A 21,970-nucleotide genomic window follows, 5' to 3' on the forward strand; every position below is an offset into this window, starting at 1 on the left:
ATTTTGGTTTCAAATGCAACTTAAAAAGTGTAAACGATGTTTCTATAACTCTGTAAAGGATGTTTGTATATCGTACCGTATTACAATTAAAATGCGTAGTCAATGCAATTATAATTTAGGTATTTAATTAACCGTTGTTTTGTAAGTTGAAAAGCCGATTGAAGGGTTTCAGACCTATTTTCAGTATCCGTGGGACCAAGGGGATTACATAACACACTTCCCGAAGTTGGTGACCGACCCTCAAGGAATATGGGTCAATACGAAACATATGGGATAAGACTCGTGGCCGATGGGTGACCAGAAAAATAACTTGAATCTAACAAGGTATCGTTAGGTGCCTTTTTATAAAATCGATTACATTAGGGGTGTTCAAAATGTGGGGCATCACTAAAATTCCATAGGATGGGACCCCTGTAAAAAGAAACCAAAAAAAGACAATTTTTCATGGGAAAAAGAAATTTTATTTATGCCTTTATCGTCCTGTTGGTCACGTTGAATTTTTCAGCCTGTAAATCAGGATATAAGGTGACCGAACCTACAGTAACCCAAAATTCGGAAATCTCCCTTCAAAAACCCTATGTCATTTTAGTTTCCCTCGATGGCTTTCGATGGGATTATGTAGACAAATATAAGCCTCCGTACCTTACGGAATTCATACGGAACGGGGTACAGGCCGAGTCCTTGATTCCTTCCTTCCCGTCCAAGACCTTTCCGAACCATTACACCATCGCCACAGGCATTTACCCAGACAAGCATGGTATTATAGCAAATACGTTTTACAGCTACAAGAAGGGGGTAACCTATAAAACCGGCAACAGGGAAATGGTCGAAGACGGCACTTTTTATGGTGGGACCCCGCTTTGGGTCCTGGCCGAAAAATCGGATATGGTTTCTGCCAGTTACTTTTTCGTAGGATCAGAAGCCGATGTCAAAGGGGTGCACCCGACGTATTATCACAAATACGATGGCAAGATCGAAAATGAAGTTCGCGTTTCCGAAACCTTGAAGTGGTTGCAGTTGCCTGAAAACGAACGTCCCCATATGATTACTTTGTATTTTTCCGATATGGATGATACCGGACATAAGTTCAGTCCCGATAATGAAGAACGGATCAAAAAAGCCCTCTTTGCTTTGGATGAAAATCTGGGAACCCTGTTCAAAGGAGTGGCGGCAACCGGATTACCCGCAAATATCATCGTAGTCTCCGACCACGGTATGGCCACCTTGCCTACCACCCATATGATCCCTGTAGAGGAGATTAAGAACGACGGACTGTTCACGGTCATCAATAGTGGGGCGATCCTGAACATCCATCCCAAGGAAACTACCACTACGGAAGCCGTGCTAGATTACTTAAAACAAAAGGAAGACCACTTTAAGGTCTATAGGACGGCAGATACCCCCGGTTTTGAATACCAACCTAAAAACAAGGATTGGGGAAGCATTCAAATAATACCCGATTTTGGCTATTATTTTTCATCGAAAAAAGGTATCGAGAGTTTGGAAAAAAGGTCGGTCAGTAGGGTAGGTGTACATGGTTATGATCCCATATATAAGGATATGCATGGGATCTTCTATGCCAATGGTCCTTCATTTAAAAAAGGGTATGTGGCCCCAGCGGTAAAGAATATCCATATTTACCCTTTGATATGTGAAATACTGGGACTGGATATCCCAACGGATATTGATGGGGATCTGAATGTCCTAAAAAGTGTTTTAAAAAGCGAGTGAAGGTGGTATTCGGGAATCGCGGTGTCTGTGAAATTGTTGGTTAGGAGCCCAAGTTGTTTGGTAACTCGTTGATTATAAGGTTTGAATTTTGTTTTTAAGAAGTTTTTTTTAGTTTTATAGGACTCCAACCCAAAGGGTATTGGTGCTTTAGGGGTTATGGCGGTTGATGGTGTTTACGGGCGCTTAATAAGCTAGTGGTTGGGGCTTGGCAATGGGTACCGATAACGACCATGATTTCAAAGGTTTCGAAGCCTTTGAAATCATCAAAATAACCAAACAACATTCAATAACCAGAAAAACCAACCAACCTATGAAACCAATGTATTGGGCCTTAACGACAGCCTGCCTGTGACAGTTGGCGTAACTCCTTGTTGAATCCCCATATCATGGTGTTGTCCTACAAAGCCACATTGAACCCAAGCGGTTTTTAAACGGAACTTATGTCGTACCGGTCTACGGAAATGTGTAAAAAACCCAATAAACCCAATTCTTGGTCTTACCGCTAAAAATACCTGTGTTTATTGATCAAAGTTCAATGATAGGATCATTAACTTAGCCCTATAAGGGAGGTATCATCATTGATGCCATCCGATTATGGGGTACTATTGAATAAACCGATTAAAATGATTCTGATATTAAAAACAGGAACCACCTTTACCTCCATCAAATCCCGCTATGGGGATTTTGAGGATTGGATCATAGGAAAAATGAATTTGAAAGCTGGTGAATATATAATCCATCCAACGGAAGACTATCAAAATATACCCCCTAATTATAGCTATAAGGGAATCGTCATTACAGGTTCACATGCCATGGTAACCGATATTGAGCCCCATGAAAGTAAAATGTGCAAATGGTTGCTAAATGCCCACAAAAAAGAAGTGCCCATTTTAGGCATTTGTTACGGACATCAGTTACTAAGTGCCCTGATGGGGGGTATGGTAACCTACAATGCTAGGGGAACGGTAATAGGTTCGGAAAACACCTGTTTAACACAAGCAGGTCTGGAAGATAAACTACTCGGCGGGTTTTCACCCATCTTTAAAGTCTATAAGGCCCATAAGCAGAGTGCATCTAAATTGCCCAAGTCCGCTGAGATTCTTGCGAAAAACGAATCAGGAATGATCGATGCATTTAGATGGAACAAAAATACATGGGGCATTCAATTCCACCCCGAATTTGATCAAAATATCACCAAAGCATACATCAATGAACTATCCTTGGAACTTGTGAATGAAGGGCAAGATGCCTTAAAGTTGGCCAATGCGGTCGTTGAAATGGATTATGGTACGCGAATATTACAATGTTTTAAACGGATTGCGGACAATACTTCACGAATAATAGAGCGCAACCAAAGTTCAAATAATGGATAAAACCCAATGGCCAAAGCGATAACAGGAAGTTTTATACAACCATAGTTCGCATCTATAATAGTTCGTAAAAAAAATATTATTTTAGGCAATGAAGTGGGGTATTGCCACTGATACTAACCAAACCGTTGTGGTTTATTTTTTAAATAGTAGTGTATGAAAGACATTTCCGATATCATTAACTTACAACGGTATCCAATTAACGACTTGGAAGGGTTTGCCACCGAATGCCATGAAAAATTAAAAGAGCATGGATCTGTGGTCCTGCCCGATTTTATTGGTCCGCATGCATTGAAAGGGATAAAGGAAGAAGCCGAAGAAAAGAAACATCTTGCATTTTTTTCCGATAAGACCCATACGCCTTATTTATCTCCATCAGATCCCGATTATCCAATCGATCACCCGAGAAATAGACAGGTCGTCAGTACCAAAGGATGTATTACAGACGATCAGGTAGGTGAAAATTCAGCCTTAAGAATTTTGTATGATTCCAAGAAATTCAGGCAGTTCCTATGCACTGTTTTGGGAGAGTCAGCGCTTTTCCCATACGAGGACCCACTTTCTTCGATCAATGTCCATTATCATAAAACCGGACAAGAATTGGGATGGCACTTTGACAATTCATCATTTGCCATAACCTTAATGATCCAATCGGCCGAATCCGGTGGGCAAGTAGAGTACGTAAAGCAACTCCGAAACTCGGAAATAGGGGACATGAATTTTGATGGTGTAGGGAAGGTTTTGGACGGAATCACGAAACCTGTTCAATTGGCCCAGACGGAAGGCGCCCTTGTTTTGTTCAGAGGGCGTGATACCATCCATCGTGTTACCCCCAATACAGGTAACCGCGATCGGATTTTGGTCGTTCTGGCGTACAATACCGAACCTGGTATTTCTTTATCTGAGGAAGCCAGACTCACTTTTTATGGTAGGGAGATGTAATACATTATTATTTCACTGCCTGAGAGACCTTTGGCGAAATTACTACAGAACATAGCTAAAAGTATGGTATCGTAAAAAGTCCTCCCGATTAGGGCTGCAACACGATAGAAGGAATCGTCGGACTTCGAAAATAGGATTGAAAGGCTTACCTAGGGAAAAAAATTGCAAACTATCCTTAAATAGGATTGCCAGTCATGATCGCAGGCGGTATTCCTATCGATCGGGACTGGCAATCCATTCCATTTTTTAGTACTAAAATAAGTAGCCTACTTTTTCGAATTATAATTCTATATAATCGGTAAAAGTCCTTCCCTCCATTTCAGTTACTACTTTGTAATTTCCTTTTTCAATTTTATTCAATTCATAAATCCTACAAATATCCTTGGTATTTTCCAGGGTTTCGGAGTTTATGAGTTTATAGCCGTTATCATCATAATAGATGTTGATTTTCAAAGAACGTGCCACTGTGGAAGGGCTTGAGACATAAACGAGATTTTCCTTCGACTTAACAAATGGCCGGAGTACGATCGTTTCATGATCCTTTTTTAGACTCACTGCGGTGGCTTGTACCGTAAAAGGTATGGTTTTGATTTTTAGGTCGTCGACCAATTCAAAAAAGTAATCTCCATCAGGAAGTGACGTTAAATCAAATGTTTTGATGTAGTTTCCGGAATTCCGGATCGTTTCACGATAAAGGACAGCTCCATAGACATCCTTAACAGAGAGTTTATTTCCTTGTTTGACATTGCTCAATGTCAATCTTGTTTTTGGGTTATCATCCAAAACTTCTTTAGTTGGATTTGCGTTTACAAATAAGGTAGTAAACAACACTATAACTACCAGACCGGTCTTAATTAAATTTTTCATAGTATAAATATTTAATTTATTTACAGGACAAATGTAGGGGCGATTAGAATGTTTAAAAACATCAAGTTTGACCAGTTTATACACAATATTAACCCTTAAATACTGTCAAGTTTACAAAAAGGGCAATATAAGCTAGAATAAAGTTAATTTTGTGTAATTCTTTCCTAGGAAGACATTATCTTTGACAAATAAATTAGGATATAATGATTTTAAATAAACCGGTATATAAAAAATTAAATTCTGAATTCGGAAATTCGATTCTTATGGTACAACGTACCGAACGGTTGGATAGTAAAACTGCCTTTTGGCACTTTCATCCCGAATTGGAGTTACACTATGTGAATAAAGGACATGGCAAGCGACATGTAGGAAACCATATCTCTTATTTCAATAATAGCCAATTACTTTTATTAGGGGAGAATCTTCCCCATAAGGGCTTTACCGATGGTATAACGAACAACGGGATGGAAACCATCATTCAATTTAAAAAGGACTTTTTGGGGGATGCTTTTTTTGAAGTCCCTGAAATGAAGAACATCAAAACCCTTTTTGAGAAGGCCAATAAAGGATTGTTGTTCAATCCGATTGTCAAAAAGGAAATCGGGCCAAAAATCGAGGAATTGGTAAATTATCAAGGATATGAAAAAATCATAAAGTTTTTGGATGTACTCCACGATTTGTCCCTGACCGATGATTATAGGATCCTCAATCCGGAAGGATTCAATTTTGAGGTGGAACCACAGAACACTTTAAAAATCGATATTATCTATAAATATGTAAACAACAACTTTAAAAGTCAGATCGCTTTAGAAGAAGTTGCGGACGCCGTTAGTATGACCGTTCCTTCATTTTGTAGATATTTCAAAAGGGTAACAGGAAAGACGTTTACGAAATTGGTGAATGAATATCGGGTAGTACATGCTACCAAATTATTACAGGAAAGCCAACTCGGTATTACCGATATATGTTATGAATGTGGATTCAACAGTTTTTCCCATTTTAATAAAATGTTCAAAGAAATTACCGGGGAAAGTGCTTCAAAGTATAGGAGTAATTTAAAGACTCTTGTACAATAGTCCAAACCGTACGATAGCATCCGTTTTGTTGTTTATGGGAGCGTGAAAGAATTTGCAATTGAGGTGATTTCGTCCCCATAGGCCGCAAAGTACACGGATTGGGTGTATTGTATTTCCTTGTAGGGTGGCACTGGATTTACGATAGGTTTGGACTTTGTCCAAAAGCGTTTACAGCACATTGATCGTGCATCCCCAAAGGAAATCCCGGGCAAGCATGTAAACCATAATCTGCCCAGCGTGTTACGTTTATTGTTTCCTTCCGCCTCCTTGAAGGGAGCTTCGGAGTCTGCGGAAAACAAAAAACCCATAACTTTCGTTATGGGTTTCCTTTTGCGGAGAAAGAGGAACTATCCATAAACTTAAACACACCTATTTCATTGGGTTTTTGAGAGGTTTATATTTATTATACGCACCGAAATACGCACCTCATATTATTTGTTCATCTAATTGAATTCAAAACATACTAAATTATCTCAAAAATTATAAAGTATTTTTCTCTAAAACAATCTCATTAGTTTGTTTTTAATAAAATAAATCAACTTTCAGTTTAGTTTTTAGTGTTTTTTTAAACACATTATTGCAGGGGATTTTTTTGATATTTTACAATAGATAGAGGAGCAAAGGGGAGAGAAATAATTGTTTTCCTACACTTTTAATTTGTAGTTTGAAATTGCTTTCCCTTTACAGTTAATTTATACCGTTGTTTACTGCTTTTAGGTTTGTCCGGTATAGTCATTTCAATTAATTCTGCATCAAGGGCAGGCTGTAAATAATTATATAGAAATGTCGGACGGTGTTTTATATCTGCCAAATTCATTAACTCTGTCGTTGTATATTCATTCTGATCTACTTTTGAGAGTAATTTTAGAACTTGTTCGGTAACTTGTTCGGTAACTTGTTCGGTAACTTGTTCGGTAACCTTTTCAGAAGCAGGAAACGTCATTCTGGTAAAGTTATCCATAAATTTAAAACATTCTTTTCCGTAACTTTCCAAAATTCTTGGAACACCAGACCCCAATTGCTCTACCAATTCCAAATCCCTATAAACACGCATTAGTTCTTTATTTCTTGGGATGGAAACGCCTTCAAAAAAATCCATTTCACTTAATCCTTCCGGTAATGAACCAGCTGAAGTTATTTCAATTCTATCGTCAAATATTTCAAACTTTGGTGGGACTTCACGGGTATAGTCGTTATGGACTATCGCATTGTATATGGCTTCCCTTAAGGCAATAGGGTTCCATAACTTCCGTTCAATCCGTTGCTTTGATGTGATGGTTGCAAAAGTTGTATTTTCTACTGCAATTTTATCCAATACACTTTTTGTTGCCTTAATAAGGGAACAATATCCATATTCGTTGTTTTCTATTAACTCTACTCTGTTTAGACCTTTATATTTTGCTACTTTAATGGATACATTATTAACATCTGCTAAAAGGTATGCCGCATAATTTAAAAAACCATCTTCGGTAAGAAGTTCTAAGTTCTTTTTAAACTGTTTGTTAAGAGGTTTACCATTTTCCTGGTAATAGATATGAAGCTGTTCAAAATTCAAGTCTTGACGATGCGATTTTATCTTTCCTATGGAGTTACGGGTACGGCTAGCAAAAAGTTTATCAATCATAGCTTGTGGCATGGGTTCGGCTGCCGTACCAACACGAATAAAACTGCCTTTTTCGGTCATGCCGTATTTCTTTTTGAAATAGGGTTTCTCACTACCACCGGCGACGATAATTTTAATAATGTTTTTGCCAATACGCTCTTCAACTACAACATCGAATAACCCCATAGCAGAAGGAGCGATGTTGTTTTTGATGCGATCTTTAATTTTAAGCATGTCACCGTCAATATCACCCACACCAAGTGTTTCCCCTTTCTTATCAATACCAATATAGATTAGCCCACCTTCCAAATAATTAAGGAAAGCAATTACTTCTTTTTCCAAATCCAGATCTTTGGTTAATTTTTCTTTGTATTCTATACGGTTTGTTTCAGACATTGATAATGATTCTTAAAGACTGTAAAAATAACTACTTATATAAAAAGAAGAAATAAGATCTTCAATTATGTTTCTATCTTTATCATTACAGGCATCGGAAAATCTACTCCAATTAATATTATTTCATACAATCCAAGGATGTAAGTGTAAATTCTAGATGTTATAATTATAGAATAAATAACTTGTTCTATTATTTGCAATTTCTTAATAAGCCACAGGCAAATTATCCAATTCTCTTTTATATGTTTTCCAATTTGGCATAAACTTGTCTAAAAGCCCTTTAAAATGGTCGTTGTGATTACGTTCAAAAAAATGCATTAACTCGTGAACTATAACATACTCCAAGCAATGCCTTGGTTTTTTTGCTAGCTCAAGATTCAATAATATTTTTCGTTTTTCGATATTACAAGAACCCCATCTAGTTCGCATTTTTTTAATATCCCAATTTTCGCAGTTTAAACCAGTTTTCTCTTCCCAGATTTTAATAATGTCTGGCACAATTTCTTTTAAATGGTTTCTATACCATTCATTGAAAACTTTTTCTTTGGCTTCAATGGTCGCTTTTGGACTAATATATAATTCCAAATAGCTTTTGTTTTTAATTTTTAATTCGTGCTTACCATACCGTTCTATAACTTTCAATAAATAACGCTTACCATCGAAGTAATGACTTTCGCCTGTAATATATTCTCTTGAAGTTTCACGTAATTGCTGATAAAAGTTTTTTTGATGCTTTTTTATCCATCTAATCTTACTAATAGCAAAAAGCCTAATGGCTTCGTCATTAACCTCTTTCGGCGATGCTATACGGATTCTTCCAGTTGGTGGATAAACAGCCAAGTGCATATTCTTGATGTCCTTTTTCACGACGTCAATAGTTAAGTCCAAAACTTGTATTTGCGCTTCTTTAATACTCATTTTGATTTTTTATAATTTCAAAAATCTCATCGACACAGTAACCGTCAGGAAGTATATGTTTTATTGCAATTTTAATCTTCCTTTCTTTAAGTTTATTACCTCTAAAATCTGCTTGTTTATTATACTTAACAGTTTCATCCATTAATATTGCCAAAGTTTCATCTTTTCCTAAATTGTCATACAACGCTCTTTTGGCATTAGTATCTAAAACATTTGGATATTCTGAAGTTTTATTTGGACGAGTGACCCTTTTTGTAAGTTCAATTATTTTTTGAAGATATTTTTTATAATCAAAAGCTTCTCGCTTACGCTCTAAAATCAATTCATCTAAAATCACAGACATATTTTCAAAATAGCGCGGATTGGTTGGCGCTTCTTCAATTATAACTTTACGCAAATTATTTTCTATGGTTTCTGCAACCGCTTCTTTGTCTTTTCTAATACCTTCTGGAAGCTCATCAATTGCTTCTTCACCACGCTCAACAATCAATTGAATTAAGGATAAATCATCAAACGCAGAAACCTTTTCACTTTCATCTGCTCGAATATAGCTATCAATCAAATGTCGCATTGCAGGCTCAAATCGTTTTAGGTCGATATAATCACCACTTGCTTTTTCAATTTCGTCTCTTAAATTCGTGTAGAATTTAACCTCCTGTTTTATTGTTTCAATTTCACTTGTTGAATATCCAGCTTCTTCCATTTCGTTAGCAATGTTTGCATAGGAACGAATTAAGCTTACTGTATATTTATAGAGATGTACTCTCAAAGTTTCGGTGTCCTTTAAATCTTCTTTGTTTTCAGATTTTCCACAAAAAAAACGTTGAAAATTAATTGTTGTCTGCGGAAACACTGGTTCACATAGAGCCTTGATTGTTTCCCTCGCTTCTTCCAATCGTTCTTTTGCTTTATCCAGCCTATTATCTAATAGCCCTTGCACATCATCATTTTCAAATTCACCAAAAGCTTCTTTAGTGTAATCATTGATTGAATTTTCTAAACTTTTGAACAAATCCTTATAATCAATGATATAGCCATATTCCTTGCTTTCTCCATCTAATCGGTTAACGCGACAAATTGCTTGAAACAGACCATGGTCACGCATTTGTTTATCAATGTATAGATATGTCGCAGATGGTGCATCAAAACCAGTCAATAATTTATCAACCACAATTAGCAGTTTCATTTGCGCAGGCTCATCTATAAATTTCGCTTTTGCCTCAAGTTCAAAATCTTCAATGCTTTTTCCATCAAGCATTTTTTTATAGGTTTCATACTGCATTAGTTTCTCAGTATAACCTTCTTCTCCAGTTGTTTCGTCTTTAATGCTTTGAAGTGTTGGATTGTAAGATGTTATTATTGCACATCGCTTAAATCCTTTTTGTTGAAAGATTTCATAATAACGGCACGCCTGATATATACTACCCGATACTAACATCGCATTACCTGTTCCGTTCTGCAATCTATCCTTAATTTCAAAATCCATTAAAACATCATCGACTATTCTATTCAATCTGTCTTGGGAACTCAATACCTTTTGCATTGTTCCCCAACGTTGTTTTAATTTTCGCTTTGCGATATCTGTTAATCCTCTTGTTTTGGCATCAAACCATTGATCTATTTTGATTTGAGATGTGATGTTTTGTTCCACATCCCGAGCTTCGTACCTTAAATCTAAAACCACTTCATCTCTAACGGCTTCGTCAAATTTGTAAGTATGAATATATGAACCAAAAATCTCTATACTTTTTTGTTTGTCTTTCTTTAATAATGGCGTTCCTGTAAATCCAACAAATATGGCATTAGGAAGTATTTGTCTCATTGCCTTATTTAAACTGCCTGATTGGGTTCTGTGACATTCATCTACAAATACGAAAAGATTTCCTTTTGCTTTAAAATCTTTAGGCAAGCTATGTGTTAATTCATCTGCAAATGCATCAAAATTGGCTTCATCCTTACCTCCAAATTTGTGTACTAATGAGCAAATTAGCCATTCATTCTTTTGATTGAGTTTATCAATTAAATCCCTACCGCTTGTTGTTCTATAAATATCCTCTTGAACACCTTTAAAAACTTTTTCAATCTGACTGTCTAATTCCTCTCTATCTGTAATTATCAATACTCTGGCATCGTCAACATTTTCCCTTAACCATTTGGTCAGCCAGACCATCGTTAAACTTTTACCACTTCCTTGTGTATGCCAAATAATACCACCTTCTCTTTTCTGTAATTTTTCCTGCGCTGCTTTTACTCCAAAATATTGATTGTGCCTGCACAATTTTTTTACACCTTTATCAAAAACAACATAATCGTGAATTATCTCCAAGAAACGTGATTTATTACATAATTGCGAAATGTGTTTTAAAAGCTTATTTTCTTCGTTGCTATTCTCTTTCCATTGCAAATAATATTTCTCTGAAGTTTCAATCGTTCCGTAACGCAAACCCTCTGTGTCATTTCCTGCCATTACCAACTGCAACGTGGTGTAAAATGAACCAATCACATCTTTCTCTTGGTTTAATAAATTTTGTCTGATACCTTCTGTTACGCCTACGGTACTTCTTTTTAATTCTATGACACCAAGGGCAACACCATTCACATAAATTACAATATCTGGTCTTTTGGTGTGCTTTCCAGAGATGGTTACTTCTTCAGCTATTGCAAAATGATTATTATTCGGGTTTTTCCAATCTATTAGCCAAACGGTTTCCTTATTTTCCCCAACGTCTGGTCTTACTTTGACACCATAACGAAGCAAGCTGTAGGTGTCTTTATTGGCATCATATAAACTTTTACCCAAATCACTCGTATCTTTGGATAACTTATCGATGGCTTTGGTAATAAGCGTATCTGAATAGCCTTGCTTTTGTAAAAAAGCAATCAAATACTGTGGTTCAATATTACTGTTATCTGCTCGGTCTTTCCAGTCGCCTAAATAGTCGTACTTTAAACCCAATTCAAAAAACTGAACTACTTTTTTTTGTGTGATGCGCTCTATTTGACCTATATTGCTCATATTTTACCTCAATTTTATTTTATATTCCGCTTTTGGTTCGGCAGCCTTTAATACATTTTTATCTATATTATTATTAGATGATTGACTAACTGGCTTAACCAACCTATTCTTACCAGTCAACAATTCCTGCATCATCCCTTGTTTTATGTTTTGCGCTTTTTGTAACTGGATTTCCAGCACTTCAATCTCTGCATCCATATCGCTTAATATTTGGGCGATAGCTTTTTGTTCTTCAATCTTTGGTGTTTTTATAGTTAAATGTTGAAATTCTCCTATCCAATGCCTTTTGTGGTCTCCCAGAGGATATTCAATTAATTGAATTACTTCATAAATGAAGCGTAAGCTGATATCTTCATTCTTCTTTTTTAAAATCTTCATTGCAGAAGATTTTACTTTAAATGGAAATCTAACAAACTTTGTTGCTGTTGTAAAGTCATCAAATATTATAACTGGTAAATCTTTGAAAATCCCCGTTTTTTCATTAGTTCTCCCTAAAATAAATGATTTTCCTGCTGTTAATACTGGTGTTTCGTAGTTATCGTTATATTCTGTACTTGAAACTATATAATTTGTAGGTTGTTCGTAAATTAAAAAATCTCCTAGTCTTCTTTCTACCCATTTATCATCAAATCCTTTCAAACGCTTTTTACCAGTCAACAATTCTTGCATTGCACCTTGCTTAATAGCTTTCTTTTTTGAAATGAGGTTTTTTAGATTTTGGATTAAAATATCTGAATCAGTTAAAATGTCAGCAATTAATTTCTGTTCCTTTAAAGTTGGTGGCGCAGGAAATGTGTAGTGTATAAAATCTTTTTGATATAAGTGGTTGATAGTAGAGCCTGCTGTAAGTTTTGAAAGGAAATCTGCAAAATGTCCTGACCTCAAAATATAGAAAAGATATTTTGAGTAAAAACTCTTTCCGAAAGGCCTAACAACAAAAACGCCACTATTTAAAGTAGTTGGTTTCACAATCTTGTCCACAATGGCAACCTTCCCTATCGTTCCGTCTTTGGTAACAAGAATATCATCTACTTGTAATTGAATGTATTTGTCTTGATCGTAACGTTCTTTTTCAACGTGAACACAATTATTCCAATCGATAAATCCATTTAAAAAGTCTGTACCAGTAACCAAAAAATAATCTCCTGAACTTAAATATTCAGCAGTCGTTAAACCTTGCCAGCCTATCCTCGCTTTTAGTGTTGCAGATTTGCCGAGATTTATTTCTTTCCAAGAACCCTTTAATTCCATACCATTCCCATTTTTTGTAAATGTTCCGCAACTTTAGTTTGCAATTCTTGTACTTGTTGCTCTATTCGTGGCAATGGATATTCATAACGGTTTGCCAACTCGGTAATTCGGTTGGTTAAACATTGGCTTATACGGTCTATCTCACTATCGATACTATTTTTTAAAACAGATAACCACTTATCTTCCACAATTAGGGTTTTTATTTCATGTTCGGTTAATTTTGGGTATTTGGCATAAACTTGTAGTTTCAATTTTGCCTCTGCTTCTTTTAAAGTCTTTTTATTGGCCGCTTCTAAAGTCATCAGCTTTTCGTAGCTATGGATGACATCATATTCCTCTACATATTCTTCATCTCCTTTGATTTCCTTTAGTCGTTTGGCGATGTCGCCTTTGGTAATATTGCCTTTATCATTGATGACTTCATTCAGCAAACCATCATCGCCAGAATGTTCTTCAATGAGCTCGGTCATTTCAGCAGACAAGGTATCCAAATACACTTCAATGGTTTTAGTTTCAATTTGCTCTTTTGCAAAAAAGCGATTGATAACCAATTCAAAAGGGATTAATTCGCTTTCAAATTCGCCTTTTTTAATTTTGCCATTCTTGTCTTTTAGGGGTGTTAAGGTGGCAATCCAACCATCTTCTTTGATTAAAAAGCTGTCGTCTTTTAGAATGTCATTCCAGTAATCCATCAAATGTTGGTAGATATCATAAGGATTGATTAAAGCTTTGTTTTTATAATGTTTTAAAAGACTTTCAGAAATTTCAAAAATGAGTTCCTTTGGTTTCGTGGTTTCATTAATGTTCCAAAGTTTTGGTTTGGTTTCACTTTCCCAAGCGCAATACACTTTATCCAATGTTTCTCGGTATTCTATAAATTCAGCGTGGTTAAAAATGGTTTCTTTAATGTTTGCTTTGGGAACGACCAAACTGTAATACGATTCACGTTTTGCAGGATGAAACAAATGCTCTTGTAAGTTTGGGTAAACTTCCCAATAGTTTTGCAAGGCTTCCACATCTCTGTTAGGAATATCTCCTAATAAATGAGCTTGGATATCCTGTATATCTTCCTCATCTTGACTATCAATATATCTTGGGATATTTAGATTGTATTCGTTAGTTTCGATTTCTTCATACGATACCATTCTTGAAAACTTGGTAACCTCCATTTGGTTATTGAAGACATCTACGATTTTATGTAAATCTTGTTCTCTCAAACGGTTTTTGTTTCCATCTTTAATATAGCCTTTACTGGCATCAATCATAAACAAGCCTTTACGAGTTCCTGCATTTTCTTTATCGATAACTATAATACAAGCAGGAATACCAGTACCAAAAAACAAGTTGGCAGGCAAACCGATAATGCCTTTTATCAATCCACGCTTTACAATATTGGTTCTAATTGTTGCTTCTGCATTTCCACGGAACAAAACACCGTGAGGTAAGATGACAGCGCCTTTTCCTTTGGTTTTTAATGAGCGAATGATATGCAATAAAAAAGCATAATCGCCATTTTTGTTTGGTGGAATACCAAAACCATCAAAGCGTTTGTAAATATCATTCTCTGGATGAAAGCCATTGCTCCAAGATTTAACCGAAAATGGTGGATTTGCTACACAGAAATCGAAGCGTTTTAACTGGTCTCCATCTTTATGTATTGGGTCTGCTAACGTGTTTCCCTGCACAATATCTTGTACGGCTTCTGGATTGTTATGCAGCACCATATTCATTTTTGCCAAAGCTACCGTAGCATTGTCTTTTTCTTGGCCGTAAATTGTTAGTCCATGTGGTGCTTCATCGTTGACTTTAAGAAGCAAAGAAGCCGAGCCACATGCGGGGTCATATACTGTTTGAGACTGTGAAGTGGCACTATTTACCCCTATAATTTTAGCCATAATTCGAGACACTTCCGACGGCGTATAGAATTGCCCTTTACTTTTTCCAGCTTCTTTTGCGAAATGCTGCATCAAATATTCATAGGCATCACCCAAAAGGTCATCATCTTCAGCACGGTTATTACTAAAATTAAGAGCAGGATTTTCAAAAATGGCAATAAGCTTACTTAACTTTTCAATCAGTTCTTTGCCTTTCCCTAATTTATCTTCATCATTGAAATCTGCCATTTTAGTTAGCATATCAAATCCGTTTTCTTTATCAATCGGGGCTAAGACTTTTTTATTGATATAATCGCCAATTCCATCTTTACCTTTCATCAGAACCAAGTCGTTAAAACTTGCGCCTTCTGGAATGGTAATTAGAGCATCTTCATCATCAGCATATTTGTCTGAAACATATTTTATAAATAATAAAGGAAGGATATAATCTTTATATTGAGAGGCATCCATACCTCCTCTTAATTCATCACAGCTTTTCCAAAGTGAGCTGTATAATTCTGATTTTTTTATTGCCATATTTTTTATTTTCAATGACACTTATTATTATTTTAAATAAGTGCATTTCAACTCATTTTGTCACCAACCATATTAAAATTGATGTGACATTATTCATTTACAATCTTTTTAATATAATTATTTAGTGCGGTAATTTTAAGCTTTTGAATACTTCCTTAAATAATTCTCCAGGATCAACATCAATTGCCAAAGCAATTAGATAAAGTTCATCGGCACGGAGTTTGGTTGAATCATTTCCACTCAATTGGCTTAAGCGAGATTTACTAATTCCAGTTCTTCTAGCAACCTCTGCTTTATTTATCGATTTTTTTGCTAAATACAATCCTAAATCAGTCATTTAAATATCATTTTTTAATACATAAATATAGAAAGTATATACCCTTGTGTGAAATATTTACACTTTTGTTTTGAAATTGGATTTATTTCAAATACATTAGTATCGATTTTTGATACACTTGTGTAAATAATAGATACATAATTAATATTCAAGTGACGGGAATCAATTTAGATAATTATAATAATCACTATGAAAGATAAAATTGATGCTCAACAAAACCAGATTATAAACAGACTAAACTCGCTTTTGGAAATTAAGTATGTTTATGAATCAATAGTTGAAACAGCGGGCATATTCAAGCCTTTGCTAATTGTAATACTTCAAGAAAACTGTTCTTCTTTGACAAAAGAATTATCATCCATGATAGCCAAAATATTTCAGGAAGAAACGGATTTTCTATACCGCATATTTTCATTAGACTTTGCCCAACAACAACTAAAAGAAGAAAACCTGTTTTTTGTACATGGGTGCACTTGGGATAAAATGGTCTTTTATAATCCAGATGCAGAATTTGATAGCTTACATGAATACCATATACCCGAAAAAACACTGAACAACATACAAGCAACCTTCGAAAAAGAACGCCATAAAATGGCTGCCTTTTTCGAGGGTGCAAACTTTTTTATCGAAAACAATAATCTATCTCATGCCGCTTATATGCTGCACCAATATATAGAACTGTGGTTTCGGTATGCAGCTCTTTTTATAATGGGTAAGGAACGTAAAAGCCACAGTATTAAAGAGCTTCAAACTTATATAAAGGCATTTGCATCAGAACTAGACAATCTTTTCAATACCGAAATAGAAGCAGAGTTAAACCTTTTAAAGTTATTGGATGATGCTTATATAACAACACGCTATGAAAACAATTACTATATCAACCTAGAACAAATCAATAGAATATTGGAGAAAGCCAAAAAATTAGAATCATTGGCTACATCATTATTTAAAAACAGGTTAAATGCCTGCTCAAAACTCGTTGCAAATCCAAAAGAAATCAATATTCCTAAAGAGCAATGCTTTCCACCAAATGGCACAGAATTGTCCAATTTCATTAAATCCCTATCCGAAAAGGATTTTTCCACTTTAAAACCCTATCCCTTTAAAAAAGGACTATACACTACTGGAATTGTTACTGAAGGCTATTTAGGTAACTCATTTATGATATCAAATCTGCTAAAGGTATGTATCATCGCCATGGAAGCGGAGTACACTTCAACACATTCTATTCCTGAGCCAGAACATAACATTAGAGAAGTATTAGGGTATGTCTTGGACATGATACCCCATAACGAAATGGAACTATTGGACACACTTAGGTATTTGGCTTTCGAAACAGAAACAAACAGCTGATGAAAGAAAAAAAGAAACATAAAAAAACATTGAAAAGAATTCATGGGGCATTATCACATAGAGATGGACTATTGAAGCCTACTGGATATTCATGCAACCATAAAGCTATGATGAAAGGAGAATTTCCAATAGGTGACAATGACGAACTTCTATTCAATATATCCTGTTTACTGAAAACCTGTGTATTGGCACTGGAGGGAGAAGCCACATTTTCATTATCAGCACTTTCCAATGCGAATCCTAAGTCGAATGTTATTGTAGCATTGGAATTCATCATCAATCTATTGCCTAGGGAACAAATGGTTGCCTTAGATGAAATCACTAAAATCCTTAGAAAGTAGAACTCTAATACTTCAATAGCTATGAAAAAAGAAAAGAAAAAGCTTAAGAAATTAATAAAATCAGCAAAGTATAAATTAGACACATTACAACCTTCCGATATTCAAAAGGATAAATTTAAAGCTAAGTATTTGCAGTTTGAAGGGTATCTTGATTTGTTTACTACTATTGAAGCCTTAATCAATGTGAGTATATTGGCGACTCAAGGTGATTCCTATTGTCCACCTCATATCAAGGATCATGGTATGGATATTCGCAAAACGTTGGAGTTGGCCAATAAATTATTGCCGTTTGATGAAGGTGAGTTTTTGGATGACGTTAATACTATGTTGAAACAGCTAAAATAAAATGGTATTATCAATCTATCATTTTAGAAATATGTAAGAAACTAAAGCTAAGGTAACTACAATACAAACTATAAAAACCACCACCGCCCAATTGGGATATATCTTAGCCTGCTCAATCTTATCATTAAACCGCTTTTCAAAACTTGCAATGCTATTTAATTGAGATGCCATTTCTTTTTGATGCTCTTCAGTAATGGCTTTATATTCCGTTACATCCATCTTAATTTTGGTGTCTTTTAATTGTTCACTGATTTTTTCCAGTCTTTCAATGCCCTTGTTAAAGTCATTGAGCTCGTTGACCAATAAGGCGGTGAGTTCTTCAAGTTTCGTCATGTTTGCTGTTTTTGATTAGTATGAGATTCCTTTATCTATGGCCTTTTTAATAATAAACTTTGTAATCTTCAAGGCTAAATTGGGAGTCAAGTCAACGAGTTTATCAGCTATTTTAATGGTGACATTATTGTTCTTTAAAACCTTTGCCCCTTCAATACCTGCCATTTGTTTTCCGATATTACCAATGGACATGTTACGGTGTACTTCACTACCTTTCAGGTTATGACCATCAAACTCAAACCGAAAGCCCTGCAATTTCTTTTGGTTGTTTATGGTTGGGATGACTTTTACACCATTAACTTGCATATCTTTTATATAAGCATCAAAGGATTTGGGCTTAAACTGTTTCATAGTCAGGTCATGCCGGCGCTTGATTTCCGTGCGTATTTCATTAAGGTTGAATTCCTTTTCAAACTGGATTTGCTTCACCGTGGTCAATCCCAAATGCTCTGCTGTTTTTTCAGCAGCCAACTGGCTACGCTTGCCAATAAAACTGTCATTATAGGCTATCCCTTTAAAATCAATACGGTTGACATATAAATGGATGTGCTTGTGGTCTTTGTCCTGATGAACAAAGGCAATGGCCTGTCGTTCTCCCAGTTTCATTTCATGCATAAAACGTTTTGTAATAGCTTGCAGTTCATTTTTATCCAATCGCTTGCCGTCTTCAATCGTTGGACTAATCACAAAGGACAAGGTATTCTTGGTGCAGTGGTAATTCTGATCCTGGAGCATTTTGAACTCTTTGGTAATCTCTGCAGGAGAATCGCCGTGCAGAAATTCCTTGAGTACGATCTCAGCATCCTTTTCCTGGTTCCATCCGTAGGACATGGAAGCCCTGGTATGTGATATGCTTTTGCCTTTTCCTATCATTATTGAAATTTTTTAAGATGTGTTTTGATTTCATTCGCCAAGGCATAAACTTCTTGGGTTAGTTTGGGATTTCGTTTTTTGTACATGTTCCCAATGGACTTAAAATTGTTATGGTACTTGATCAGCATTTTATAAATCTGTATATGTTCATCGGAAAAACGTTCCGTGATTTCCTGTTCAAATAAGCTTCTCCTGATATATTCACTCAAACTTAATCCGCTCTGTTTGGCTTTGATGTTCAAAAGCTTCTTTTCATAGATAGTACACCGAAACTTAACGAGGTCACTTTTCCCCTTAAATTCTCTTTTTTTTTCTTTGCGACCTTCGGGAGCAAACGAGAATGTGTCCACAGACACACATCTCGAATTCCTCCCCACGATGATTTCGTTTTCCGTTCCATTCCGTTCCATATCCAATTCTATACTATCAGATTGGCTCAGTACTTTGGTAGGAATCTTTACAGTCCGTTCCCTATCATCATTTGATTTGAAATTAAAATCATCCGCTTTCATGGCACAACAAATCGTTTAAATCATTTTGGTTTTTATAGATATGGCTTTGATCCATGATATGCTTATGATGATCCATTAGATACTTGGCAGACTGTCTTCCAGCATTATCATTGTCCAGATAAATAAGGACAGATTCATAGGTCTTTAAATATGGTTCAATGGCTTTTATAAAGGCTATAGAATTCAAAACAATGATATCTGAAGCTTTTATTTGGATTTCATCTAAAGTGGCCAGTGATAACAAATCAAACATCCCCTCCAGAATGATGAGTTGTTTGTTATTGTTTTGGAGGTAGGTATAGGATTTTGGGCTGCTACTGTTCTTAAATAGTTTGTTCCTCAGTTCCCAACCACCTTGATAGTTCTGTAAGCCAATGGCAAAAAATCGGTTTTCCTTATGCTGGTACCAAACCTCTTTGCAGAAGGTCTTGGCAGTGTTTATCGGAATACCCCTTGAACCCAGATATTGAATGAGGGCAGGGTGCGTGATGTCCTGAACCTTAACAATGCCAAGTCCTGTGTCGTTGTCTTTAAAAATCCGTTGCTCTCTAAATGTATTTTTTGCGCCCCCATCGTTTAAAAATGCCAAGGCTTCACCTATAGAACATTTTAGAATCCGACATACAAGGTCTATCACATTACCGCCCACACCTTCACCATGGTCGTACCATCGGTTCTTGGTTTTAGAGACTTTAAAAGAGGCTTGGGTTTCTGACCTGAAAGGACTCAGAAACCAAGCTTCTTTTTCCGCTGTCTTTTTGGGGAAGTGCCCTAATTTTTCCAGTGTTTTTTCCACTGAAAAATTACGGGCTGTTTCACAATTTATTTTTTCTTTCATAAGCCAATGTGTTTTTAGGTGTATTTTTGTTTTTTTGATGATTTCCTCTGTTAAGCCTTATAAACATTACGTTTGTTCAGTCATCAATGTGTCATCATTTCATCATTCTCGGTTTTTTATGGCATTATCCTGTCATCATTATATTTTTTGATGACAAAATGATGAATACATGATGACGGCTTAAGCCCAACAAATACTGCGATTTCGTCATCCTGTCATCAAATCATCAAAATTTTGGGTCAAAAACGATTTGTCAACCGTAAAGTAGCGTCCTTTGGCATCGATTAGGTTGATATCGCCATCTGTCCAAATCACAAATTTCTGGTAGCTATTGGAGTTGTCCTTGTTGCTTAACCTCCAATCATTTTTGAGCAACCTTCGTAGTTGGGTCAGATCCGTTTTTACCCGAGTCCTGTTCAGTGCCAATAATGCATCCATGGGACAAAGGTCAACAGCTTCCAAATCAAATTTCTCAATGACCCCCATCAGGATACTGGCCAGTTCTTTCTCTACCCGGTTGCGATTGTTTTGCACCAACTTTACCAGGGCATTTGTTTTGATCTGGTGTGCGGTGAACCACATACGGGTCAAATGCTTTGAATGTAATTTTCGGTTTGCTAAGTAGTATAGGAAAGCTGGAATCTCTTCAACTAATTTCTCTAAATAATTTGTTTGTTCTACCTCTAAGGTTGGCACTTTAATCACCCAAAACCGTGTTTCATTGGCATCAATTTTTATAAAGCTTTCCTCATTATTGCTGCACAGGATAAACTTGCCAAAAAACTCAACCTCGCGCTTGTCCTTGCCCTTGGCTTCCAGTTTATTGATATTGGTGGTGCTCAGGTATTTGATGCGTTCGGTCAGCTCTTCCTTATTGAAAAGGACTTCATCGATACATATCAGGAGTTTGTTTGCCCAATCGGCATTGAACTGGCTGCTGAAACTATCATTGGTCAGGTAGGTCAGGTTGTTCTCAAAGATTTCCTTGAGCCATTTTAAAAAGGTACTTTTCCCTGTGGAGCGTTCCTTGGACACCAAACATAATATTGGTAGCACTTGGATGGGTTTTAGATACAATAATTGCAGATAATCCAATCCAAGTTCGTAGTGTTTACCAAAGATGTGCTTTACAAATTTTAGGGATAAGGTAACGTCTCCCTCTTTGGGCACTTTGCCCAAAGGGGAGTAGATATTGTAAAAACCCAAATATTCCTTTTTAAAATTCAAATGGCTTGGAATACAGGTAAAGCCATCATATTTTGGGATTTTACTCAAATGGTCTTTGCCATGATCTTGTTTGATGGTTTCCATATTCCAGTGTACCAGGATCTCGTTGAAGTGACCAGCTATGGTTGGGGCTTTGACAAGTTTGTAATAGGAGGTTCCTACACGTATATAAGGTATCTGTTTCATAAGAATTGTTTTTATGCCATAAGATGTCATGGCAAATTGCTAAC

General features: G+C 36.0%; 20 protein-coding genes. 7 read left to right on the forward strand and 13 right to left on the reverse strand.

Translation table 11 applies throughout. The features are described 5' to 3' along the window. Nucleotides 1-444: 444 nt before the first annotated feature. The 3 genes from PHU20_RS00005 (at nt 445) to PHU20_RS00015 (ending at nt 4,043) form a co-directional block, all read left to right on the forward strand. Entirely contained in the window at nt 445-1,731 is a 1,287-nt protein-coding gene (locus PHU20_RS00005; RefSeq protein WP_274823275.1) for an alkaline phosphatase family protein, read from the forward strand. Nucleotides 1,732-2,354: 623 nt separating this feature from the next. Continuing rightward, the gene (locus tag PHU20_RS00010; RefSeq protein WP_274823276.1) at nt 2,355-3,104 is read left to right on the forward strand and encodes a glutamine amidotransferase; all 750 of its coding nucleotides are present in this window, start codon (nt 2,355-2,357) and stop codon (nt 3,102-3,104) included. 153 nt (nt 3,105-3,257) lie between these two features. After that, nucleotides 3,258-4,043: a HalD/BesD family halogenase gene (locus PHU20_RS00015; protein ID WP_274823277.1), complete on the forward strand. Its 786-nt coding sequence runs from the start codon at nt 3,258-3,260 to the stop codon at nt 4,041-4,043. Nucleotides 4,044-4,322: 279 nt separating this feature from the next. Here PHU20_RS00015 and PHU20_RS00020 read toward each other — a convergent pair whose 3' ends face one another. Continuing rightward, nucleotides 4,323-4,910: a hypothetical protein gene (locus PHU20_RS00020; protein WP_274823278.1), complete on the reverse strand. Its 588-nt coding sequence runs from the start codon at nt 4,908-4,910 to the stop codon at nt 4,323-4,325. Between the two features lie 203 nt (nt 4,911-5,113). Here PHU20_RS00020 and PHU20_RS00025 point away from each other — a divergent pair, with 203 nt between their 5' ends. Continuing rightward, the gene (locus PHU20_RS00025) at nt 5,114-5,986 is read left to right on the forward strand and encodes an AraC family transcriptional regulator (RefSeq protein WP_274823279.1); all 873 of its coding nucleotides are present in this window, start codon (nt 5,114-5,116) and stop codon (nt 5,984-5,986) included. Nucleotides 5,987-6,018: 32 nt separating this feature from the next. Here the strand turns inward: PHU20_RS00025 and PHU20_RS00030 are convergent, their stop codons facing one another. The 7 genes from PHU20_RS00030 to PHU20_RS00060 form a co-directional block, all read right to left on the reverse strand. Continuing rightward, entirely contained in the window at nt 6,019-6,294 is a 276-nt protein-coding gene (locus PHU20_RS00030) for a hypothetical protein (protein WP_274823280.1), read from the reverse strand. A 344-nt stretch (nt 6,295-6,638) separates the two neighbouring features. Then, nucleotides 6,639-7,985, reverse strand: a complete 1,347-nt coding sequence (locus PHU20_RS00035; RefSeq protein ID WP_274823281.1) for a Fic family protein — start codon at nt 7,983-7,985, stop codon at nt 6,639-6,641. A 204-nt stretch (nt 7,986-8,189) separates the two neighbouring features. Next, nucleotides 8,190-8,903 carry a M48 family metallopeptidase gene (locus tag PHU20_RS00040; protein ID WP_274823282.1) on the reverse strand — a complete coding sequence of 238 codons (714 nt, stop codon included), beginning with the start codon at nt 8,901-8,903 and terminating at the stop codon, nt 8,190-8,192. Beyond that, nucleotides 8,893-11,919 (reverse strand): type I restriction endonuclease subunit R, encoded by a 3,027-nt coding sequence (locus PHU20_RS00045; RefSeq protein WP_274823283.1) that lies wholly within the window; start codon nt 11,917-11,919, stop codon nt 8,893-8,895. The genes PHU20_RS00040 and PHU20_RS00045 overlap by 11 nt, the downstream gene beginning before the upstream one ends. Nucleotides 11,920-11,922: 3 nt before the next feature. Continuing rightward, nucleotides 11,923-13,170 carry a restriction endonuclease subunit S gene (locus PHU20_RS00050; protein ID WP_274823284.1) on the reverse strand — a complete coding sequence of 416 codons (1,248 nt, stop codon included), beginning with the start codon at nt 13,168-13,170 and terminating at the stop codon, nt 11,923-11,925. Further along, the gene (locus tag PHU20_RS00055) at nt 13,161-15,602 is read right to left on the reverse strand and encodes a type I restriction-modification system subunit M (protein ID WP_274823285.1); all 2,442 of its coding nucleotides are present in this window, start codon (nt 15,600-15,602) and stop codon (nt 13,161-13,163) included. The genes PHU20_RS00050 and PHU20_RS00055 overlap by 10 nt, the downstream gene beginning before the upstream one ends. A gap of 100 nt (nt 15,603-15,702) precedes the next feature. Then, nucleotides 15,703-15,918, reverse strand: coding sequence for a helix-turn-helix domain-containing protein (locus tag PHU20_RS00060; RefSeq protein ID WP_274823286.1), 216 nt, complete (start codon nt 15,916-15,918; stop codon nt 15,703-15,705). Between the two features lie 189 nt (nt 15,919-16,107). Here PHU20_RS00060 and PHU20_RS00065 point away from each other — a divergent pair, with 189 nt between their 5' ends. From PHU20_RS00065 to PHU20_RS00075, 3 genes are all read left to right on the forward strand, one after another. Then, nucleotides 16,108-17,271 carry a HEPN domain-containing protein gene (locus PHU20_RS00065; RefSeq protein WP_274823287.1) on the forward strand — a complete coding sequence of 388 codons (1,164 nt, stop codon included), beginning with the start codon at nt 16,108-16,110 and terminating at the stop codon, nt 17,269-17,271. A gap of 107 nt (nt 17,272-17,378) precedes the next feature. Then, nucleotides 17,379-17,612 (forward strand): hypothetical protein, encoded by a 234-nt coding sequence (locus PHU20_RS00070; RefSeq protein WP_274823288.1) that lies wholly within the window; start codon nt 17,379-17,381, stop codon nt 17,610-17,612. Nucleotides 17,613-17,633: 21 nt separating this feature from the next. Continuing rightward, nucleotides 17,634-17,957, forward strand: coding sequence for a hypothetical protein (locus PHU20_RS00075; RefSeq protein ID WP_274823289.1), 324 nt, complete (start codon nt 17,634-17,636; stop codon nt 17,955-17,957). Between the two features lie 18 nt (nt 17,958-17,975). Here PHU20_RS00075 and PHU20_RS00080 read toward each other — a convergent pair whose 3' ends face one another. The 5 genes from PHU20_RS00080 to PHU20_RS00100 form a co-directional block, all read right to left on the reverse strand. After that, on the reverse strand, nt 17,976-18,290 hold the full coding sequence (locus PHU20_RS00080; RefSeq protein WP_274823290.1) for a DUF6730 family protein: 315 nt from the start codon (nt 18,288-18,290) through the stop codon (nt 17,976-17,978). Nucleotides 18,291-18,305: 15 nt separating this feature from the next. Then, nucleotides 18,306-19,163, reverse strand: a complete 858-nt coding sequence (locus PHU20_RS00085; RefSeq protein ID WP_274823291.1) for a relaxase/mobilization nuclease domain-containing protein — start codon at nt 19,161-19,163, stop codon at nt 18,306-18,308. Then, nucleotides 19,163-19,675 (reverse strand): mobilization protein MbpA, encoded by a 513-nt coding sequence (mbpA, locus tag PHU20_RS00090; protein ID WP_274823292.1) that lies wholly within the window; start codon nt 19,673-19,675, stop codon nt 19,163-19,165. Before mbpA ends, PHU20_RS00085 begins: the two co-directional genes overlap by 1 nt. Then, nucleotides 19,662-20,513: a toprim domain-containing protein gene (locus PHU20_RS00095; protein WP_274823293.1), complete on the reverse strand. Its 852-nt coding sequence runs from the start codon at nt 20,511-20,513 to the stop codon at nt 19,662-19,664. Before PHU20_RS00095 ends, mbpA begins: the two co-directional genes overlap by 14 nt. 207 nt (nt 20,514-20,720) lie before the next feature. Then, nucleotides 20,721-21,926, reverse strand: coding sequence for a primase-helicase family protein (locus PHU20_RS00100; RefSeq protein ID WP_274823294.1), 1,206 nt, complete (start codon nt 21,924-21,926; stop codon nt 20,721-20,723). Between the last annotated feature and the right edge of the window lie 44 nt (nt 21,927-21,970).

The sequence above is a fragment of the Maribacter polysaccharolyticus genome (genome assembly GCF_028882255.1).
In the GTDB taxonomy this organism is placed as follows: Bacteria; Bacteroidota; Bacteroidia; order Flavobacteriales; family Flavobacteriaceae; genus Maribacter_A; species Maribacter_A polysaccharolyticus.

Bases quoted from the DNA above. Each gene is read 5' to 3' on its own strand.
- PHU20_RS00060 (WP_274823286.1), bottom strand. From the start codon at position 15,918: ATGACTGATTTAGGATTGTATTTAGCAAAAAAATCGATAAATAAAGCA.
- PHU20_RS00080 (WP_274823290.1), bottom strand. From the start codon at position 18,290: ATGACGAAACTTGAAGAACTCACCGCCTTATTGGTCAACGAGCTCAAT.
- PHU20_RS00010 (WP_274823276.1), top strand. From the start codon at position 2,355: ATGATTCTGATATTAAAAACAGGAACCACCTTTACCTCCATCAAATCC.
- mbpA (WP_274823292.1), bottom strand. From the start codon at position 19,675: ATGAAAGCGGATGATTTTAATTTCAAATCAAATGATGATAGGGAACGG.
- PHU20_RS00045 (WP_274823283.1), bottom strand. From the start codon at position 11,919: ATGAGCAATATAGGTCAAATAGAGCGCATCACACAAAAAAAAGTAGTT.
- PHU20_RS00005 (WP_274823275.1), top strand. From the start codon at position 445: ATGGGAAAAAGAAATTTTATTTATGCCTTTATCGTCCTGTTGGTCACG.
- PHU20_RS00040 (WP_274823282.1), bottom strand. From the start codon at position 8,903: ATGAGTATTAAAGAAGCGCAAATACAAGTTTTGGACTTAACTATTGAC.
- PHU20_RS00050 (WP_274823284.1), bottom strand. From the start codon at position 13,170: ATGGAATTAAAGGGTTCTTGGAAAGAAATAAATCTCGGCAAATCTGCA.
- PHU20_RS00095 (WP_274823293.1), bottom strand. From the start codon at position 20,513: ATGAAAGAAAAAATAAATTGTGAAACAGCCCGTAATTTTTCAGTGGAA.
- PHU20_RS00070 (WP_274823288.1), top strand. From the start codon at position 17,379: ATGATGAAAGGAGAATTTCCAATAGGTGACAATGACGAACTTCTATTC.
- PHU20_RS00075 (WP_274823289.1), top strand. From the start codon at position 17,634: ATGAAAAAAGAAAAGAAAAAGCTTAAGAAATTAATAAAATCAGCAAAG.
- PHU20_RS00085 (WP_274823291.1), bottom strand. From the start codon at position 19,163: ATGATAGGAAAAGGCAAAAGCATATCACATACCAGGGCTTCCATGTCC.
- PHU20_RS00030 (WP_274823280.1), bottom strand. From the start codon at position 6,294: ATGGGTTTTTTGTTTTCCGCAGACTCCGAAGCTCCCTTCAAGGAGGCG.
- PHU20_RS00100 (WP_274823294.1), bottom strand. From the start codon at position 21,926: ATGAAACAGATACCTTATATACGTGTAGGAACCTCCTATTACAAACTT.
- PHU20_RS00025 (WP_274823279.1), top strand. From the start codon at position 5,114: ATGATTTTAAATAAACCGGTATATAAAAAATTAAATTCTGAATTCGGA.
- PHU20_RS00015 (WP_274823277.1), top strand. From the start codon at position 3,258: ATGAAAGACATTTCCGATATCATTAACTTACAACGGTATCCAATTAAC.
- PHU20_RS00020 (WP_274823278.1), bottom strand. From the start codon at position 4,910: ATGAAAAATTTAATTAAGACCGGTCTGGTAGTTATAGTGTTGTTTACT.
- PHU20_RS00035 (WP_274823281.1), bottom strand. From the start codon at position 7,985: ATGTCTGAAACAAACCGTATAGAATACAAAGAAAAATTAACCAAAGAT.
- PHU20_RS00065 (WP_274823287.1), top strand. From the start codon at position 16,108: ATGAAAGATAAAATTGATGCTCAACAAAACCAGATTATAAACAGACTA.